This is a genomic window from Bradyrhizobium sp. MOS001 (genome assembly GCF_004634465.1).
GTDB classification, from domain to species: Bacteria; Pseudomonadota; Alphaproteobacteria; order Rhizobiales; family Xanthobacteraceae; genus Bradyrhizobium; species Bradyrhizobium barranii.
This window is the reverse complement of the sequence record NZ_SPVJ01000002.1, coordinates 12,118-27,107: the sequence shown is the minus strand read 5'-3', so window position 1 is coordinate 27,107 and position 14,990 is coordinate 12,118. Positions and strand designations below refer to the sequence as shown.

Sequence of the window (14,990 nt, the reverse complement as noted above, 5' to 3'; positions counted from 1 at the left end):
GCTTACTTGAAATTCCCGCTGGGAAGGAAGCGGCTTGTCGATGGAACCGGAGGTTGCAATCCGGAAGTTCGCGCGTGGCGCGGGCCGGGAGAACAATCTCCTTGAATTCGCGGCGGCCGTAGAATCCCCCGGCCGTCCCGGCCGGGGGATCAAGGCGACAAAGGCGGGCTAAATCTGGCGCTCGACCATCTTGAGCTTGAGCTCGGCGATGGCTTCCGCCGGGTTGAGGCCCTTCGGGCAGGCCTTGGCGCAGTTCATGATGGTATGGCAACGATAGAGGCGGAACGGGTCCTCGAGATTGTCGAGCCGCTCGCCGGTCGCCTCGTCGCGGGAGTCGGAGACCCAGCGGTTGGCCTGGAGCAGGGCGGCCGGGCCGAGATAGCGATCGCTGTTCCACCAATAGCTCGGGCACGAGGTCGAGCAGCAGGCGCAGAGGATGCACTCGTAGAGGCCGTCGAGCTTCTCGCGGTCCTCATGGCTCTGGCGCCATTCCTTCTGCGGCGTCGGCGAGGTCGTCTTCAGCCACGGTTCGACCGAAGCGTACTGCGCGTAGAAATTGGTGAGGTCAGGAACGAGGTCCTTCACGACCGGCTGGTGCGGCAGCGGGTTGATCTTGACCGCGCCATCCTTGACGTCGTGCATCGAGCGTGTGCAGGCGAGCGTGTTCTGGCCGTCGATGTTCATCGCGCAGGAGCCGCAGACGCCTTCACGGCAGGAGCGGCGGAAGGTCAGCGACGGGTCGATGTTGTTCTTGATCCAGATCAGGCCGTCCAACACCATCGGACCGCAATCATGGGTGTCGACGTAATAAGTGTCGACGCTCGGATTCTTGCCGTCGTCCGGATTCCAGCGATAGACGCGGAATTCGCGAACGTCTGTCGCGCCCGCCGGCTTCGGCCAGGTCTTGCCGCCGGTGATCTTGGAGTTCTTCGGAAGTGCGAATTCAACCATTTCGATAAAGCTTTCGCTGTTCGTTCAGTACACGCGCGACGTTTAGTAAACGCGAGCTTTGGGCGGAATGTACTGCACGTCGTTGGTCATGGTGTAGTCGTGAACGGGGCGGTACTCGATCTTGACCTTGCCGGCATCGTCGAGCCAGGCCAGCGTGTGCTTCATCCAGTTCTTGTCGTCGCGCGCGGAGAAGTCCTCGCGGGCGTGGGCGCCGCGGCTCTCGGTGCGGTTGGCGGCGGAGTCCATCGTCACCACCGCCTGCGAGATCAAATTGTCGAACTCGAGCGTCTCGATCAGGTCGGAATTCCACACCAGCGAGCGGTCGGACACGGCTATGTCGGTGATGCCGCTGTGGACCTTCTCGATCAGGTTCTGGCCTTCGCTCAGGATGTCGCCGGTGCGGAACACCGCGCAATTGTTCTGCATCACGTGCTGCATGCCCTCGCGCAGCTTCGCGGTCGGCGTGCCGCCGGAGGCGTAGCGGTAATGGTCGAGGCGGCCGAGGGCGAGATCGGACGAGTTCGCCGGCAGCTCCGGCTGCTTGGCGTTGGGCGTGAGCTTTTCGGCAAGACGCAAAGCGGCGGCGCGGCCGAACACGACGAGGTCGATCAGCGAGTTGGAGCCGAGGCGGTTGGCGCCGTGCACGGAGACGCAGGCGGCTTCGCCGATGGCCATCAGGCCGGGGATGATGGCGTTGTCGTCGCCATCCCGCTTGGTCAGCACTTCGCCATGATAGTTCGTGGGGATGCCGCCCATGTTGTAGTGGACGGTCGGCACGATCGGGATCGGCTCGCGCGTCACGTCGACATTGGCGAAGATTTTTGCGGATTCGGAGATGCCCGGCAGGCGCTCGGCCAGTACCGCGGGATCGAGATGGTCGAGATGCAGGAAGATGTGGTCCTTCTTCTTGCCGACGCCGCGGCCTTCGCGGATCTCGATGGTCATCGCGCGCGAAACGACGTCGCGCGAGGCGAGGTCCTTCGCGGACGGCGCATAGCGCTCCATGAAGCGCTCGCCCTCGGAATTGACGAGATAGCCGCCTTCGCCGCGCGCGCCTTCGGTGACGAGACAGCCCGAGCCGTAAATGCCGGTCGGGTGGAACTGCACGAACTCCATGTCCTGCATCGGCAGGCCGGCGCGCAGCACCATGCCGCCGCCGTCGCCGGTGCAGGTGTGTGCCGAGGTGCAGGACGCGTAGGCGCGGCCGTAGCCGCCGGTGGCCAGGATCACGGTCTGGGCGCGGAAGCGGTGCAGCGTGCCGTCGTCCAGCTTGAGCGCGATGACGCCGCGGCAGGTGCCCTGGTCGTCCATGATCAAATCGATGGCGAAGAACTCGATGAAGAACTCAGCCGCGTGACGCAGCGACTGGCCGTACATCGTGTGCAGCATGGCGTGGCCGGTGCGGTCGGCGGCGGCGCAGGTGCGCTGCGCCTGGCCCTTGCCGTAGTCCATGGTCATGCCGCCGAACGGGCGCTGGTAGATCTTGCCGTCCTCGGTGCGCGAGAACGGCACGCCCCAATGTTCGAGCTCGTAGACGGCCTCGGGCGCGTTGCGCACCATGTATTCGATCGCGTCCTGGTCACCGAGCCAGTCCGACCCCTTCACGGTGTCGTACATGTGCCAGCGCCAGTCGTCCTTGTGCATGTTGCCGAGGGAAGCCGAGATGCCGCCCTGGGCCGCGACCGTATGCGAGCGGGTCGGAAACACCTTGGTGATGCAGGCGGTGCGCAGACCGGCTTCGCTGCAGCCGACCACGGCGCGCAGGCCCGCGCCGCCGGCGCCGACCACGACGACGTCATAGGTGTGGTCTTCGATCGGATAGGCTTTGCCGTTGGTGGCGGGAGCGCCGTTGCCCTTGCCATTCGTCGCTGTGGCCATGGGTTACACTCCGGATGAAAGCTTGAGGATCGCGTAGGTCGAGGCGAGCGCCACAGCGATCGAGAAGAAATTGTTGAGCATGATCGAGATGAGCTTCAGCTTCTCGTTATGGACGTAGTCCTCGATCACCACCTGCATGCCGATCTTCATGTGCCAGGCGCTGGCGGCGATGAAGAGCAGCAGGATCACCGCGATCGGCAGCGAGCCGAGGATCTGTGCAGCACCGGCCTGGTTGCGGCCGAGCAGCATCATGATGATCACGAGCACCGGAATCATCAGCAGCGTCATGGCGACGGCGGTGATGCGCTGGCGCCAGAAATCGGACGTACCCGAATGCGCCGCGCCGAGATTGCGGACGCGGCCGAGCGGGGTGCGCATGCTGCGCTTGGGCGTATCGGTCGCGCTCATCGTCCGCCTCCGATCGCATAGGCGATGATCCAGATCAGGACCGTGAGCACGATGCCGCCGATCAGCGCGCCCCAGGTCAGGGCCTCGCGCTCATTGGCCTTGAAGCCGTAGCCGAGGTCCCACACGAAGTGCCGGATACCGCTCAGCATATGGTGCATCAGCGCCCAAGTGTAGCCGAACACGATCAGCCGGCCGATGATGCTGCCGGTGAAGGCCTGGACGTGGGAATAGGCGGCGGGGCCGGAAGCCGCCGCGATCAGCCACCAGGCCAGCAGCAGGGTTCCGACGTAGAGCGCGATACCGGTGGCGCGATGGACGATGGACAGCGCCATCGTTAGCGTCCAGCGGTAGACTTGCATGTGGGGGGAAAGCGGTCGTTCGATCCGTGCGGTCATGGGCTTTTGATGTTTATTGCGGCCCCAGCAGGGGGCACGCGGGGATCGCGAAAGGTCGGCTCTATTTACGGAGTCGATTTCGCCTGCGCAATCACCAAATCGCCATAAATCGAACCGCGGTTCAGCTCTAGAGCGTTGATGATGCAAGGCCAATCAGTGGCTTGGTATACCAGCACTTCTGTCCGCCAACGAAAAAAAGAATGTAGATTCATTTGTTCTGAAGGGACCGATGCGCGTTGAAATTGCTATTGGAACGCCTCTAAACGGACCATGCCGTCCAAACCTGCCCGGCGCCGGTCTTTTGGGCCGCTAACGCCGTTCGGACGGCACCAACCCGCTCCCGCCCGGGCCCGGTTTGACCCCTGTCCGGATATGCGCACCTTGCATTCCACCCCAGCCGCAAGACGTGGCGTGTCGACCGCGAGAATCAGATCGCCTAAAGCTCCGCACGCAGCTTTCCGAACGCATGTTTCGGAGAAGTTGCGACCAGTCGCCGGGGCAGGTCAGGGGTGATTGCAGGTCTTGATATCAAGGAGATCGTCGAGCTCGCGCTGTTGCTGATCGCGACCGGCGCGCTCTCGGGATTCTTGGCCGGCGTGTTCGGCATTGGCGGCGGCGCGATTCTCGTGCCGGTGTTCTACGAATGCTTCCGGATCGCCGGCGTGCCGCTCGAAGTGCGCATGCCGCTCTGCATCGGCACCTCGCTCGCGGTGATCATTCCGACCTCGATCCGTTCGTTCCAGGCGCACTACAAGCGCGGCGCCGTCGACATGTCGATCCTGCGCGTGTGGTGGCTGCCGATCGTGATCGGCGTCGTCGCCGGCAGCGTCATCGCGCGTTACGCGCCGGAGAAGCTGTTCAAGATCGTGTTCGTCTGCGTCGCCTATTCCGCGTCGGCGCGGCTCATCTTCGCGCGCGAGGGCTGGAAGTTCGGCGACGATCTGCCCAAAGGCCCGCTGATGCGCGTCTACGGCTTCTGCGTCGGTATCCTCTCGACGCTGATGGGCATCGGCGGCGGCTTGTTCTCGAACCTGCTGATGACGTTCTACGGCCGGCCCATCCACCAGGCAGTGGCGACCTCGTCGGCACTCGCGGTCCTGATCTCGATCCCCGGCGCGCTCGGCTACATCTATGCCGGCTGGCCGGCCGCGGCGACCTATCCAGCCGTCGCAGCGCTGCAAATCCCGTTCGCGCTCGGTTACGTCTCGCTGATCGGCGCCGTGCTGGTGATGCCGATGAGCCTCGTGACAGCGCCGCTCGGCGTGAGAGCCGCGCATGCGATGTCGAAGCGAACGCTGGAGGTGGCGTTCGGGTGCTATCTGTTTATCGTCGGAAGCCGGTTCGTGATGAGCTTGGTGGGCGGGCAGTGAACGGCTTCGGCTGAACTCCGCGCCACATCCTCCGCTGTCATCGCCCGCGAAGGCGGGCGATCCAGTATTCCACCAGCGCCGGTGATTGATCCCAGAGGCCGCGGCGTACTGGATGCCCCGCCTTCGCGGGGCATGACAGCGTACCGGGTAGAGGCTCCTCGCAAGGACGGCGAGAGAGCAGAGCTCCCCCACTCACTTCTTCGCGTAAATATCCTTGTACGTATCGCGCAGCACGTTCTTCTGTACCTTGCCCATGGTGTTGCGCGGCAGCTCGTCCACGACGAAGACGCGCTTGGGCATCTTGAACTTTGCCAGCCTTCCGTCGAGTGCCTTCAGCACCGCGGCTTCGGTGACGTCGGCGCCCTTGTTGCAGACCAGAACCGCCGTGACCCCTTCGCCGAAATCGGCATGCGGCACGCCGATCACGGCGGACTCGACCACGCCGGGCATGGCGTCGAGCTCACTCTCGATTTCCTTGGGGTAGACGTTGAAGCCGCCGGAGATCACGAGATCCTTGCCGCGGCCGAGAATGTGGACGTAGCCCTTGTCGTCGATCTTGCCGAGGTCGCCGGTGATGAAGAAGCCGTCGGGCCGGAATTCCGACTTGGTCTTCTCCGGCATGCGCCAATAACCCCTAAAGACATTCGGGCCCTTCACCTCGATCATGCCGATTTCGTCGCGCGGCAGCTCCTTGCCGGTCTCGGGCTCGGTCACGCGCACGGAGACGCCGGGGAGAGGAAAGCCGACCGCGCCGGGCACGCGCTCGCCGTCATACGGGTTCGACGTGTTCATATTGGTCTCGGTCATGCCGTAGCGCTCGAGCACCGCGTGTCCCGTGCGCGCCGACCATTCGCGATGGGTTTCGGCGAGCAGCGGCGCGGAGCCCGAGATGAACAGTCGCATGTGCCTTGTGGTGTCGCGCGACAGCGCGGAGCTCTGGAGCAGCCGCGTGTAGAAGGTCGGCACGCCCATCAGCACCGTGGCGCGCGCCATCAGCTTGATGATGAGATCAGGGTCGAGCTTCGGCAGGAAGATCATCGACGCCCGCGAAAACAGCGTCACGTTGGTCGCCACGAACAAGCCGTGCGTATGGTAGATCGGCAGCGCGTGGATCAGCACGTCCTTGTCGGTGAAGCGCCAGTAGCCGACGAGCGAGAGCGAGTTCGACGCGAGATTGTCGTGCGTCAGCATCGCGCCCTTGGAGCGGCCGGTGGTGCCCGACGTGTAGAGGATCGCGGCGAGATCGTCGTTTGCCCGTGAGACGGTTACGAATTCGCTGCTGGCCTTGTCGGCTGCTTCCGTCAGCGAGCCCTTGCCGTCGGGCCCGAGCGTCTCGACCTTGGCCTTCACTTTGGCGGCGATCGGGGCGAGGCCTTCCGCCTTGGAGGGATCGCAGACCACCAGCGACGGCTCGGCATCGCCGATGAAGTAATCGAGCTCGTTCAGCGTATAGGCCGTGTTCAGCGGCAAATAGACCGCGCCGGCCCGCACGGTGGCGAGATACAGCACGATATTGGCGACCGATTTCTCCACCTGCACCGCGACGCGGTCGCCGGGCTTCACGCCGCGCGCGACCAGCACGTTCGCCATCTGCCCGGCCCGCGCGATCAGATCGCCATAGCTGATACGGCCGCCGTCCTGCGTCTCGACCGCGAGGCGTTTGGGATCGTCCAGACCGTCGAACAGGCGGGAAAACAGGTTGGCGTTGGCAGCTTGGTTCATGCAAGATTTCCTCGACCGCAAGGCAAACAAGGCCGGTCAAAACCGAGGGCTGGATTAGCAAAAACCGCCCCAATGAAGCAACGGAGACAGTTTGCATGACCAAAAACGGGAAACGCGTGGCCTGGGTGACGGGCGGCGGCAGCGGGATCGGGGAGGCCGGCGCCGAGGCGCTCGCGGCCGACGGCTGGATAGTCGTGGTCTCGGGCCGCCGCAAGGACGCCCTGGATACCGTGGTTGCCAGGATTGCCAAGGCAGGCGGGGCGGCCGAGGCCATTGCGCTCGATGTGTCCAACGCCGCCGAAGCCCAGAAGGCGGCCGATCAAATCGTCGCGAAGCACGGCCGCATCGACCTGCTCGTGAACAACGCCGGTATCAATGTCCCCAAGCGGAGCTGGAAGGACATGGAACTGGAGGGCTGGGACAAGCTCGTCCAGGTCAACCTCAACGGCGTGCTGTATTGCATGCGCGCAGTGTTGCCCACGATGCGCAAGCAGCAGGATGGCTCGATCATCAACGTCTCGTCCTGGGCCGGCCGCCACGTCTCGAAGATGCCGGGCCCGGCCTACACCACCACCAAGCATGCGGTGCTGGCGCTGACTCATTCCTTCAACATGGACGAATGCGTTAACGGCCTGCGCGCCTGCTGCCTGATGCCGGGCGAGGTGGCTACTCCCATCCTGAAGCTGCGCCCGGTGGTGCCGAGCGAGGAGGAGCAGGCCAAGATGCTGCAATCGGAAGATCTGGGCCGCACCATCGCGTTCATCGCATCGATGCCGCCGCGCGTCTGCATCAACGAGCTCCTGATCAGCCCGACGCATAATCGCGGATTCATTCAGACGCCGAACAACAGGGATTGAGCCTTGTATGGTGGGCAAAGCGAAGCGTGCCCACCATACCTATCCTCAATCGCGGAGAGATGGTGGGCACGGCGCATGCGCGCCTTTGCCCACCCTACGGCTCCTGAGATGTGTGGCGCGCTCGCTCACACACGAACGTACCCCCGCTTAGTTTCACGCATCACGATAAATTATTTCCCGAAACCCCATCGCGAACCCTCCCGTAGTTCGGTCCAACGACGGCACTGCTGCTTCACGCCAAAAGGTCGCAGGCGCCGTTGTTGCCCCAACGCAAATGCCGGCCATTGCCGGTCACAATCCAATCGGGAGACTCTCCATGTCGAAGCGTATTGCCTATCTCGCCGCCGCCGCCTTCAGCGCCCTGGCCATCACCGCGACCGTCGTCGCGCCTGTCCGCGCCGAGGAGAAGACCGTCATGGTCGGTGGCGCCGCGATGTTCCCGTCCAAGAACATCGTCCAGAACGCCGTCAACTCCAAGGATCACACCACGCTGGTCGCGGCGGTGAAGGCCGCCGGCCTGGTGCCGACGCTGGAAAGCAAGGGCCCGTTCACGGTGTTCGCGCCCACCAATGCCGCCTTCGGCAAGCTGCCGGCCGGCACCGTCGACAACCTGGTCAAGCCCGAGAACAAGGCGACCTTGACCAAGATCCTCACCTACCATGTCGTGCCCGGCAAGCTCGAGGCCTCCGACCTCACCGATGGCAAGAAGATGAAGACCGCCGAAGGCGAGGAGCTGACCGTGAAGAAGCAGGACGGCAAGGTCTGGATCGTCGATGCCAAGGGCGGCACTTCGATGGTGACGATCTCCAACGTCAACCAGTCGAACGGCGTGATCCATGTGGTCGATACCGTGCTGATGCCGGCGACGTAACACCGCCCACCCCTGTTTCATCCCCGGAACAGGATGCTTTGAGACGGCGAGCCGGGGGCACCCGGCTCGCTTTATTGTGACCAAGGTCGCCCGCAGACTCGATTCGCCGTCGTGCGGGGGCGTAACGAAAGCGGAAGTATCGGCGTATATTCGGTGTCAGACGACCTTCAGGACGGAACCATCATGTCGAGCCTCACAGTCAGCGACGAGCAGGTCAGCGCCACCCCCGCCAAAGTGATCCAGCCGGCCTGGGTCCGTGTCATGCACTGGACCAACGCGGTCGCCATGATCCTGATGATCCTGTCGGGCTGGCAGATCTACAACGCCTCGCCGCTGTTCGGTTTCAGTTTTCCGCGCGAATACACGCTTGGCGGCTGGCTCGGCGGCGGCCTGCTCTGGCACTTTGCGGCGATGTGGCTGCTGATGGTGAACGGCCTCGCGTATCTCGTCACCGGCTTCGCCACCGGCCGCTTCCGCAAGAAGCTGCTGCCGATCACGCCATCCGGCGTGCTCCACGACGTCAGGGCTGCGCTGACCTTCAAGCTCGGCCACGACGATCTCACCGTCTACAATTACGTGCAGCGCCTGCTCTATGCCGGCATCATCGTGGTTGGCGTGCTGATCGTGCTGTCGGGCCTGTCGATGTGGAAGCCGGTGCAGCTCTATTATCTCGTGATGCTGTTCGGCGATTATCCGACCGCGCGCTACGTCCATTTCTTCTGCATGGCCGCGATCTGCGCCTTCCTCGTCATTCACGTCCTGCTCGCGCTGCTGGTGCCAAAGAGCCTGCGCGCGATGATCATTGGTCGCTGAGAGCATGATCCGGAAAAGTGGGAACCGGTTTTCCGACAAGATCATGCTCAAGATAAATATGTGAGACCCGTTATGGCCAAGCGCTCATTCCTCATCCCCGGCGTCGACAAGCGGCTGCTGATCAAGGACTCCATCAAGTCCATGCCGGACTTCACCCGCCGCCGCTTCATCGCCGGCGGCGCCAGCCTCGGCGCGCTGACGCTGCTCACCGGCTGCGACGTCGTCGATTCCTCGTCGGCCGATACCCTGCTCGCGAAGGTCTCGAAGTTCAACGACGCCGTGCAGGCCTGGATGTTCAATCCCGACGCGCTGGCGCCGACCTTCCCCGAGAGCGCGATTACGAAACCGTTCCCGTTCAACGCCTATTACGATCTCGACGACGCGCCTGATGTCGACGGCAAGGACTGGAAGCTCGAGGTGCGCGGCCTCGTCGACAACAAGAAGTCCTGGACGCTGGACGAGCTCTACAAGCTGCCGCAGGTCACGCAGATCACCCGCCACATCTGCGTCGAGGGCTGGAGCGCGATCGGAAGCTGGACCGGCACGCCGCTCCGCGATTTCCTCAAGCTGATCGGCGCCGATACCCGCGCGAAATACGTCTGGTTCCAGTGCGCCGACAAGGATGGCTACAACTCGCCCTTGGACATGCGCAGCGCGCTGCATCCGCAGACCCAGATGACGTTCAAATACGCGAACGAGATTTTGCCGCGCGCCTACGGTTTCCCGATGAAGATCCGCGTGCCGACAAAGCTCGGCTTCAAGAACCCGAAATACGTGGTCTCGATGGAAGTCACCAACGACTACAAGGGCGGCTATTGGGAAGACCAGGGGTACAATTCGTTCAGCGGGAGCTGACGCCAGCCCCGCTGCCGTAGAGTGGGCAAAGCGACTTGTCCGCCATAGCTCGAAGAGCGAAGGCGGAAGCGTGCCCACCAATGCTGTATCCGCGACAACGGTCATGGTGGGCACGGCGCTTTGCGCCTTTGCCCACCCTACGGCACCGATTGCTTGGCCGGCCCCACCTTGCGCTGGCACAACGCGGCCACCGCCCCCAGCGCCAGCAGCGCCGCCGACACATTCAAGGCGTAACTCAAGCTTCCCAGCGCATCCGTGATCGCGCCGACCACGATCGGCCCCAGCGTCTGGCCGACGCCGAACGAGATCGTCATCGCCGCGATCGCGGTTGGCCACGCCTCCGGCGGGTAGTTGAAGCGCACGAAGGCCGTGGTCGAGCCGACCACGGCGAAGAAGGCGACGCCGAACACCACTGCCGAGACCGCAAGCCACGCCGGCGAATGCCCCAGCATCGGCAAGGCCGCACCTAACGCGTTGGTGCCGAGGATGATCGCGGTGGCGAGCCCGCCGCGGTCGAGCGCCAGCACGCCGCGCCAGACCCAGGGTGTGACGAAGGCGCTGAGGCCGATCAGGCTCCAGAATGCGGCCTGCGCCGCGGCGCCGCCGCCGCCGTCGCGCACATAGGCGATCATGAAGGTCATGTAGGCGATGTAGCCGGCGCCAAACAGGAAGTAGCCGGCGAGATAGATCAGCACGGGCAAAATCGCGAAGGTGGCGTGGCTGCCTTCCGAGAAACGCACTCCGCTCTCGATGCGGATCAGGAACAGCGGCACGGTCATCACGACCGACAGCAGCGTCAGCGCCCACCACACCAGCCACCACGAGCCCGGCCCGAAATATTGCAGCGTGAACGGGGCGATCAGCCCCGAGGCGAGAATCCCGATGCCGGGCCCAGCATAGAACAGGCTGAGCAGGAAATTGGCCCGTTCCGGGCGCGACTGCGCGATGGCCGCGGCCAGCGCGCCGCCGGCGACGAAGCCGGCCGCGGCCCCTAAGCCCAGCACGAGGCGTGCGAGGCTCAGCGCAACGAAATTGCCTGTCAGCGCGCAGGTGGCGAGCGCGGCGACGCAGGCGAGGGTTCCGCCGCGGATCGCCGCCGACCAGCCGACACGCTGGATCAGCCGGGACGCGACAAGCGCGCCCGCGAGGTAGCCGACGGCATTGATGGTGTTCATGAAACCGGCCGCCGAGTAGGACCAGCCGAGGTCCTCCCGCATATCGGGCAGCACCAGCGCATAGGCAAAGCGGCCGATGCCGAGCCCGACCGTCGCCGCCAGCGACAGGGTCAGGATCAGCCGCGCGGGATGTGCGTCGGGCGGGGGACGATCAGGGGCGCGCAAGGGATACTCCGGCACGCCCAGTGTGGCAGGCCCTGCGGGCCTTGCACAGCCGCGAGGCGGCAATGGTGTCTTGCCAAGCGCGCAACGCCGCTCTAGCACTCCGGCCGAATTCGATCTCAGAGGAAACGACCATGGCGACCCACAAATTGCTGCTGCTCCCCGGCGACGGTATCGGCCCCGAGGTGATGGGCGAGGTGAAGCGGCTGATCGACTGGCTCAATTCGGCAGGGATCGCCAAATTCGAGACCGATACCGGACTCGTCGGCGGCTCCGCCTATGACGCCCACAAGGTGTCGATCTCCGAGGGCGACATGGCCAAGGCGCTGGCCGCCGACGCCATCATCTTCGGCGCGGTCGGCGGCCCGAAGTGGGATGCCGTTCCTTACGAGGTGCGCCCCGAAGCCGGCCTGCTCCGCCTGCGCAAGGATCTCGCCCTGTTCGCCAACCTCCGTCCCGCCGTCTGCTATCCGGCGCTGGCCGATGCCTCCAGCCTGAAGCGCGAGGCGGTCGAGGGTCTCGACATCGTCATCGTGCGCGAACTCACCGGCGGCGTCTATTTCGGCGAGCCCAAGACCATCACCGATCTCGGCAACGGCCAGAAGCGTGCCGTCGATACCCAGGTCTACGACACCTATGAGATCGAGCGCATCGGCCGCGTCGCCTTCGAGCTTGCCAGGAAGCGCAAGAACAAGGTGACGTCGATGGAGAAGCGCAACGTCATGAAGTCGGGCGTGCTCTGGAACGAGGTCATGACGGCGGTCCACAAGCGCGAATATCCTGACGTCACGCTCGAGCACCAGCTCGCCGATTCCGGCGGCATGATGCTGGTGAAGGCGCCGAAGCAGTTCGACGTCATCGTCACCGACAATCTGTTCGGCGACATGCTCTCCGACATCGCGGCAATGCTGACGGGGTCGCTCGGCATGCTGCCCTCGGCTTCGCTCGGTGAGGTCGATGTGAAGAGCAAGAAGCGCAAGGCGCTGTACGAGCCCGTGCACGGCTCGGCACCCGACATCGCCGGAAAGGGCCTCGCGAATCCCATCGCGATGATCTCGTCCTTTGGCATGGCGCTGCGCTATTCCTTCGACATGGGCGATCTCGCCGACAAGGTCGATGCCGCGATCGCCGCGGTGCTGGCGAGCGGCCTGCGCACCGCCGACATCAAGTCGGAAGGCACCACGGCCGCCTCGACCACGCAGATGGGCGAAGCGATCCTGAAGGAATTGCAGAAGCTGCACGCGTAGCCACAAACACCGCAATCGTAGGGTGGGCAAAGCGATAGCGAGCCCACCATTTCGATCGCGATTGCCGGGAGATGGTGGGCACGGCGCTACGCGCCTTTGCCCACCCTACGGCTCTGCCGACGACGTCAGGGAAGCCAACTCATGGATGCCTCGCCCCGCCCCAAGATCGCGGAAACCATCATCCATGAAACGGTCCGCCAGCGCGAGGCGCAGATCGGGCGCCGCTGCGAAATCCTCGCCAACACCCGCATCGAATATGCCGCGCTCGGCGACTACTCCTATCTCGGCGAGAACTGTGAGGTCGCCGACGCGGTGATCGGAAAATTCACCGCCATCGCCAATTCGGTGCGCATCGGCGCGCCCAATCATCCGATGGGCCGTCCGTCCCAGCATCGCTTCACCTATGTCCCGGAATATTACGAGGCGAGTGCGACGCGTGACCGCGACTTCTTTGCGGATCGTCGCGGAGATCGCGTCATCGTCGGCAACGATGTCTGGATCGGGCACGCCGCCATCCTGCTGCCGGGCGTCACGGTCGGCGACGGGGCGGTGATTGCCGCGGGCGCGGTCGTTAGCCGCGATGTCGAGCCCTACACGATCGTCGGTGGCGTTCCCGCGCGTGCCATCCGCAAACGCTTTGACGATTCGGTCGCGGCAAGCCTGCGCCGCATTGCCTGGTGGGATTGGCCGGACGAACTCATCTTCGAGCGCCTGGGCGATTTCCGCTCCGAGGCGATCGAAGAATTTTGCAGGCGCTACGACCCGGCAGCCAACGCCTGAAGCGGACGTATCTCTCACAAACAAAAATGGCCGGGCGTGAGCCCGGCCATTTTGATTCGGTCGATCATTCCGCTCAGTACAGCGGGAAATTCCGCGGATAACCGCCGACGTCGGCCGGCGTGCTCAGCGGCTGGCGATCGATCGGGCGGTTGTTGTTCTCGCGGGCGAAGGTCGGATAGCCGATCGCCGGCGGGAAAGCGTAGTCGGAGAACTTGCGGTCGCCCGGATTGACCTCGGTGCCGCCGTCGAGCCAGGAGCGCTTGCTCACATAAAGGCGGGTGCGGCCCTGCTGATAGACCGCGTTGGGGCCGCTCGGACCGTAATAGGGCCGGCTGTTGTCGTAACGTTGCTTCTTGGTGTCGGCCGAGGCGGGAGTCGCGAGGGCTGAGGACATGGCAACCACGGCGCCGGCCGCAAGCCATATCGCCAGTTTGTTCGCGGCGGAGAAATTCGAGCTCATCACGTCCCCTTCAGGCGGCAAGCCGCCAATCGATTTCATCCCCATACTAGCCCGGCAAGGGTGGCCGCAACTAGGTCTATTGGGTCACACCAGCTCGGAATAATCGTGCGCGCTGGCAAAAGTTGCATCAATACCAGCCACTTGACCTTGATGCCGGTTAGAGCGCCCCGCGCAATTGCGCGTTCGCCGCGCCCAGCAGCCAGTCCGACGAACCCTGGGGAGCGCAGGAGCGGCGCTTCAGCTCCGCATGGGCGAACAAGTCCGCCAGCTTCGGCTCGTTGCCCGAGGTCAGGAGCGTCAGCCGGTTCAGCGTGCAGGCGATCGCCGCGCGCCGGGCGGGCAGGGTATCGCCCTGGCAGGAGAAGCCGGAGATCTGGAGCGCCGGCTCCTCGCTGCGCTTGAGGTAGCCGAGGCACGCCCGCGCGGCCTCCGCCGTGCCGGTGGGCCGGAACAGGGCGACGGGACCGAATTTCGTGTCGATCAGGCCGGCCTGCTCGAGCGGCGTTGCTTCCCCCAGGCCCATGTGGACCGCCAGGTCCGCTGTCGCCGGGCGGGTCACGTCGAATTCGCCGCCTTCGCGGTAGATCTCGAGCTCCGCCACGGGCTTGTCCGCCTCGCCGGTCCAGCGCATCACGTCCCTACGGCCGCCTTCGGGATGCCTGAGAATGACGTAAGAGGCTGTTTTTTCTGATGAATCGAGCCGACTGAGGGCGAACGCCGGTTGCGAGCGATCGGCCACGCTCCACCCCGGCTTCTCGGCCGGCTCATCGTCACGCAGGCTGGGCAGCTGGTCGAGCGCGGCGAGGGCGAGGATGGCAAACAGGACCAGCGTCCCCACATAGGCGAACAGGCGCGCCAGCGTGCCGACGATTTCGTCGGCGAGGGCTGCGAGCGCCAGATGGATCTGGGTAGGGGTTGCGGCCGTGCTGGCCTCTGGCGACTGCATCCACGGCCTTCAGGCATGGTCCAACGTTGTCTTGAGGCCGGTTCTCGCATAGAAGCGCTGCTCTTCCTGTTTAAGCGTCAGCTTCAGGAACGGGCTTTTT

Annotated in this window: 15 protein-coding genes; 7 read left to right on the top strand and 8 right to left on the bottom strand. The window is 64.4% G+C overall.

Annotated features, from left to right (window positions below):
• Positions 1 to 168 precede the first annotated feature (168 nt).
• Genes CT676_RS03550 through sdhC form a run of 4 tightly spaced genes read right to left on the bottom strand, consistent with a single transcriptional unit; the run spans position 169 to position 3,632 of the window.
• The gene (locus CT676_RS03550; RefSeq protein WP_028151918.1) at positions 169 to 951 is read right to left on the bottom strand and encodes a succinate dehydrogenase iron-sulfur subunit; all 783 of its coding nucleotides are present in this window, start codon (positions 949 to 951) and stop codon (positions 169 to 171) included.
• Positions 952 to 993: 42 nt separating this feature from the next.
• On the bottom strand, positions 994 to 2,829 hold the full coding sequence (gene sdhA / locus CT676_RS03545; RefSeq protein WP_135213892.1) for a succinate dehydrogenase flavoprotein subunit: 1,836 nt from the start codon (positions 2,827 to 2,829) through the stop codon (positions 994 to 996).
• Positions 2,830 to 2,832: 3 nt separating this feature from the next.
• Positions 2,833 to 3,237, bottom strand: a complete 405-nt coding sequence (gene sdhD / locus CT676_RS03540; protein WP_028151915.1) for a succinate dehydrogenase, hydrophobic membrane anchor protein — start codon at positions 3,235 to 3,237, stop codon at positions 2,833 to 2,835.
• Complete coding sequence (gene sdhC / locus CT676_RS03535) at positions 3,234 to 3,632, bottom strand: succinate dehydrogenase, cytochrome b556 subunit (protein WP_085402948.1); 399 nt, start codon at positions 3,630 to 3,632, stop codon at positions 3,234 to 3,236. The genes sdhD and sdhC overlap by 4 nt, the downstream gene beginning before the upstream one ends.
• A gap of 509 nt (positions 3,633 to 4,141) precedes the next feature.
• On the opposite strand from sdhC, the gene CT676_RS03530 reads away from it, so the two are divergent.
• A complete protein-coding gene (locus CT676_RS03530; RefSeq protein ID WP_014490679.1) occupies positions 4,142 to 5,002 on the top strand; it encodes a sulfite exporter TauE/SafE family protein in 861 nt (286 codons plus the stop codon).
• A 192-nt stretch (positions 5,003 to 5,194) separates the two neighbouring features.
• Here CT676_RS03530 and CT676_RS03525 read toward each other — a convergent pair whose 3' ends face one another.
• On the bottom strand, positions 5,195 to 6,724 hold the full coding sequence (locus CT676_RS03525) for a malonyl-CoA synthase (protein WP_135213891.1): 1,530 nt from the start codon (positions 6,722 to 6,724) through the stop codon (positions 5,195 to 5,197).
• A gap of 95 nt (positions 6,725 to 6,819) precedes the next feature.
• Here CT676_RS03525 and CT676_RS03520 point away from each other — a divergent pair, with 95 nt between their 5' ends.
• The 4 genes from CT676_RS03520 (at position 6,820) to CT676_RS03505 (ending at position 10,120) form a co-directional block, all read left to right on the top strand.
• On the top strand, positions 6,820 to 7,581 hold the full coding sequence (locus CT676_RS03520) for an SDR family oxidoreductase (RefSeq protein ID WP_135213890.1): 762 nt from the start codon (positions 6,820 to 6,822) through the stop codon (positions 7,579 to 7,581).
• Positions 7,582 to 7,897: 316 nt separating this feature from the next.
• Positions 7,898 to 8,452, top strand: coding sequence for a fasciclin domain-containing protein (locus tag CT676_RS03515; RefSeq protein WP_014490676.1), 555 nt, complete (start codon positions 7,898 to 7,900; stop codon positions 8,450 to 8,452).
• A 183-nt stretch (positions 8,453 to 8,635) separates the two neighbouring features.
• A complete protein-coding gene (locus CT676_RS03510; protein WP_014490675.1) occupies positions 8,636 to 9,265 on the top strand; it encodes a cytochrome b/b6 domain-containing protein in 630 nt (209 codons plus the stop codon).
• A 72-nt stretch (positions 9,266 to 9,337) separates the two neighbouring features.
• Positions 9,338 to 10,120 carry a molybdopterin-binding protein gene (locus CT676_RS03505; protein ID WP_135213889.1) on the top strand — a complete coding sequence of 261 codons (783 nt, stop codon included), beginning with the start codon at positions 9,338 to 9,340 and terminating at the stop codon, positions 10,118 to 10,120.
• Between the two features lie 137 nt (positions 10,121 to 10,257).
• Here the strand turns inward: CT676_RS03505 and CT676_RS03500 are convergent, their stop codons facing one another.
• Positions 10,258 to 11,460 carry a YbfB/YjiJ family MFS transporter gene (locus CT676_RS03500; protein ID WP_135213888.1) on the bottom strand — a complete coding sequence of 401 codons (1,203 nt, stop codon included), beginning with the start codon at positions 11,458 to 11,460 and terminating at the stop codon, positions 10,258 to 10,260.
• A gap of 131 nt (positions 11,461 to 11,591) precedes the next feature.
• Here CT676_RS03500 and leuB point away from each other — a divergent pair, with 131 nt between their 5' ends.
• Together leuB and CT676_RS03490 are read left to right on the top strand one after the other, a co-directional pair.
• Entirely contained in the window at positions 11,592 to 12,704 is a 1,113-nt protein-coding gene (gene leuB / locus CT676_RS03495; protein ID WP_071908678.1) for a 3-isopropylmalate dehydrogenase, read from the top strand.
• A gap of 141 nt (positions 12,705 to 12,845) precedes the next feature.
• Positions 12,846 to 13,484, top strand: coding sequence for a DapH/DapD/GlmU-related protein (locus tag CT676_RS03490; RefSeq protein WP_135213887.1), 639 nt, complete (start codon positions 12,846 to 12,848; stop codon positions 13,482 to 13,484).
• Between the two features lie 73 nt (positions 13,485 to 13,557).
• Here CT676_RS03490 and CT676_RS03485 read toward each other — a convergent pair whose 3' ends face one another.
• Both CT676_RS03485 and CT676_RS03480 read right to left on the bottom strand, forming a co-directional pair.
• Positions 13,558 to 13,944, bottom strand: coding sequence for a hypothetical protein (locus CT676_RS03485; RefSeq protein WP_193560867.1), 387 nt, complete (start codon positions 13,942 to 13,944; stop codon positions 13,558 to 13,560).
• A 157-nt stretch (positions 13,945 to 14,101) separates the two neighbouring features.
• A complete protein-coding gene (locus CT676_RS03480) occupies positions 14,102 to 14,890 on the bottom strand; it encodes a hypothetical protein (RefSeq protein WP_135213885.1) in 789 nt (262 codons plus the stop codon).
• Positions 14,891 to 14,990: the final 100 nt, after the last annotated feature.